Annotated in this window: 3 protein-coding genes; all 3 read left to right on the forward strand. The window is 70.2% G+C overall.

Annotation, left to right across the window (positions count from 1 at the left end; genetic code table 11):
* Positions 1–167 precede the first annotated feature (167 nt).
* Positions 168–992, forward strand: coding sequence for a hypothetical protein (locus AB8Z36_RS34420; protein ID WP_369217314.1), 825 nt, complete (start codon positions 168–170; stop codon positions 990–992).
* A complete protein-coding gene (locus AB8Z36_RS34425; protein ID WP_369217315.1) occupies positions 982–2331 on the forward strand; it encodes a hypothetical protein in 1350 nt (449 codons plus the stop codon). The genes AB8Z36_RS34420 and AB8Z36_RS34425 overlap by 11 nt, the downstream gene beginning before the upstream one ends.
* A partial coding sequence (locus AB8Z36_RS34430; RefSeq protein ID WP_369217316.1) for an SCO6880 family protein occupies positions 2328–2995 on the forward strand: 668 nt, incomplete at its 3' end. The genes AB8Z36_RS34425 and AB8Z36_RS34430, both read left to right, overlap by 4 nt.

Raw genomic sequence — 2995 nt, forward strand, 5'->3', positions numbered from 1 at the left:
TCCCCGAGCCCCGTCCTTCTCCTTCATCCGTCCGTCGTGCCCACCGGCAGAGGTTGCTGCTCCCTGATGTCGAGTCACCACACCGCTCCCACGCGGGAACCAGCACGGCTACCGTCATACGTGTCCCTGGTGACGGTCACGCGAGAGATTGAGGGGGCGTACGCGGCATGAGTCCCGACGACGAGCGGAACATCGGCCCCTTCGGCGGCTCGGGGGAGACCAGGACGAGGCTCCCCGAGGGGGAGAGCGACACCCGCAGACCCGCCAGGCCGGGGCGGTCGTCCTCACGCAGCCTGGTGACCGTGGTCGGCGTCGTGGTCCTGCTGATCGCGGCGATCGCCTTCGCCAATCGGAGCGGCGACGGCGAGGCGTCCGGCACGGCCGACGAGAAAAAGCCGGAAACCTCCGCGACGGCCCCTACGGGGGAGAAGCCGGTCGGGTCGAAGACCGGGGGGATTCCGTCGGGCTATGCGGATACCGAGCAGGGCGCTCAGAGCGCCGCCGCGAACTTCGCCGTCGCCCTCGGCTCCGCCGACATGTTCGACAAGGGAAAGCGGGACCCCATCCTCGAAGCCGTCATGGCCCCGTCGAGTGTGTCCAAGTTCCGGAGCGATCTGGACAAGGCCTACAGCCCCGCCTTCTTCAAGAAGGTGGGACTGAACGAGGACGGTTCGACGCCCAGCGGCGACCAGTTCGTCTCCCGCACCACGCCCATCGGCACCAAGGTCACCGACGCCTCGAAGGGGAAGGCGACCGTCGAGGTCTGGTGCAGCGGCCTGCTGGGCCTGGCGGGCGAGAAGTCCACCAAGCCGGTCACCAACAGCTGGTTCACCATCACCATGGAGCTGGCGTGGATCGACGGTGACTGGAAGGCCGTCACCCACTCCCAGAAGGACGGTCCCGCCCCTGTCCCGGGCGACGACCGAGCCTCCGGTTCCGATGACATCGCCAAGGCAGTCGAAGGGTACGGAGGGTTCACTTATGCCCGGTAGCCGCCGCGTACTCCGACTCGGCGCCGCCGTCGCCGCCGTACAGACCACGGCGGTCCTGTTCGCGACCCGCGCCTTCGCCGCGCCGGATCCGCAGGACGATGCATGCGATCTGATCCATGGCCCCGCCAAAAAATACTGCGAAAAAGGCCAACAAGGCGGCAGCGGAGGTGGTGGGGGCGACGGGGCCTATCCCGCCGCCCCGCCCATCAGCGGGGACGCCGACCCGCTGGCCTCCCTGGCCAAGGGCTGCGCCGAAGCCGCGTCCTGGACCATCGACAAGCTGTCCGACGCCGTGAAGGACACGGCGAACGTGGACTTCACGAACGCCAAGTTCCTCCAGCAGTACGCCGTCGTCTTCGCGGCGTCGACCATCCTGACGCTCCTCCTGTGGCTGCTCGCCGTCGCCAAGCGCGCCGTGCGCGGCGTGCCGCTGACCACCGCGATCTCCGAGGCCATCGGCTTCCTGTGGCTGACGGTCCTCGCCTCCGCCTTCACCCCGCTGATCCTGTACACGGTCGTGTCGGCGGCCGACGGGGTCTCGGACGTCATCGCGAAGGCGACCGGCGGCCAGACGGACCAGTTCTTCGGCACCTTCTCGGCGGCCCTGAAGAAGGGCGACGGCATCGGCGGCGGCCCGATCATGCTGATCGTCGTCTCGCTGGTGTCGATCCTCGCCGCGGGCGTCCTCTGGCTGGAACTCGTGATCAGGGCCGCCCTGCTCTACGTGGGCGCCCTCCTCGGCACGGTCGTGTACGCCGGACTCGTCGACAAGAACCTGTGGTCGCACGTCCGCCGCTGGGCCGGGATCATGATCGCGGTGATCCTGGTCAAACCGATCATCGTGATCGTGCTCGGGCTCGCCGGAGCGCTCTCCGCCGACGACGGCCCCGACTCCTTCTCGGCGGTCGTCTCCGGCCTCTCGATCATCCTGCTCGCCATCTTCGCCAGCGCGATGATCTACCGCTTCGTGCCCGGCTTCGGCGACGACATCGCCAACTCCCGCAACAACCGGCTCATGCGCGGCGTCGAGAACAAGGCCGCCGCCGTCATCAGCTCCCCCGCCTCCCTCGTCTCCCAGGGCATCAAGACCCACAGCACCCGGGGGAACGGCGACGGCGGCGGAGGCGGCGGCGGAGGCCAGGCGCGGCCCGCCAACCCCGCAAGCGGCGGTGTGGCCGCGCACAGCGGCCGCTCCGGCGGCGGCTCGTCGAACGGCGGCGGAGCTGTCCCCTCCGCCGCACCCCCGCCGCGCAAGAGCGCGACGGACACGCCGCACGCGGGCAGCCGCGGCGGTCCAGGCAACAGCAGCTCCAACCGCACGGGAGGTGAAGGGCGTTGACGACCCAGTCCCACGTGTCCCAGCCGGTCGCGCCCCGCCGCACATATCTGATCGGCCGCGCCCGGCCGAACGCGATCGTCGGCAAGAACCGCGAGACCGGGGAAATCGCCCTGATCATCGTGGGCGCGTTCCTCGGCATGATGTGCGGACTCCTGGTCCCCGTCCTCTCCCTGCGCATCGTCCTGCTCACCGGCCTCCCGATGCTCGCCATCGCGGCGGTCTACGTCCCGTACAAGGGCCGCACCTTCTACAAGTGGTTCGAGATCAACCGCAGCTACAAGCGGTCCCTGAAGCGCGGCACCGCCTACCGCTCCGGTGCCGCCGAGGCCGGGGTCGCGCTCGACGGGCGCGAGGTCGAGGTCGGCCCGCCGCCCGGCATCGGCCGCATCAGCTGGCTGGCCGCGCCCTTCGGCCCGGACGAGATCGCCGTACTGCTGCACGCCGACCGCAGGACCGTCACCGCCGCCATCGAGATCGAGGGCCCCGGCGTCGGACTGCGCGACTCCGAGGACCAGGAGGCGCTGGTCGACCGGTTCGGGACGCTGCTCAAGCACGTCGCGAACGGCGACGGCTTCGTGACCCGGCTCCAGATGCTCGCCCGCACCCTCCCCGCCGACCCCGACGCCCACGCCAAGGACGTCGCCGTGCGCGGCGACAGCAAGGC

The organism is Streptomyces flavofungini, assembly GCF_041028215.1.
Lineage (GTDB): Bacteria > Actinomycetota > Actinomycetes > Streptomycetales > Streptomycetaceae > Streptomyces > Streptomyces flavofungini_B.

Bases quoted from the DNA above. Each gene is read 5' to 3' on its own strand.
- AB8Z36_RS34420 (WP_369217314.1), top strand. From the start codon at position 168: ATGAGTCCCGACGACGAGCGGAACATCGGCCCCTTCGGCGGCTCGGGG.
- AB8Z36_RS34425 (WP_369217315.1), top strand. From the start codon at position 982: ATGCCCGGTAGCCGCCGCGTACTCCGACTCGGCGCCGCCGTCGCCGCC.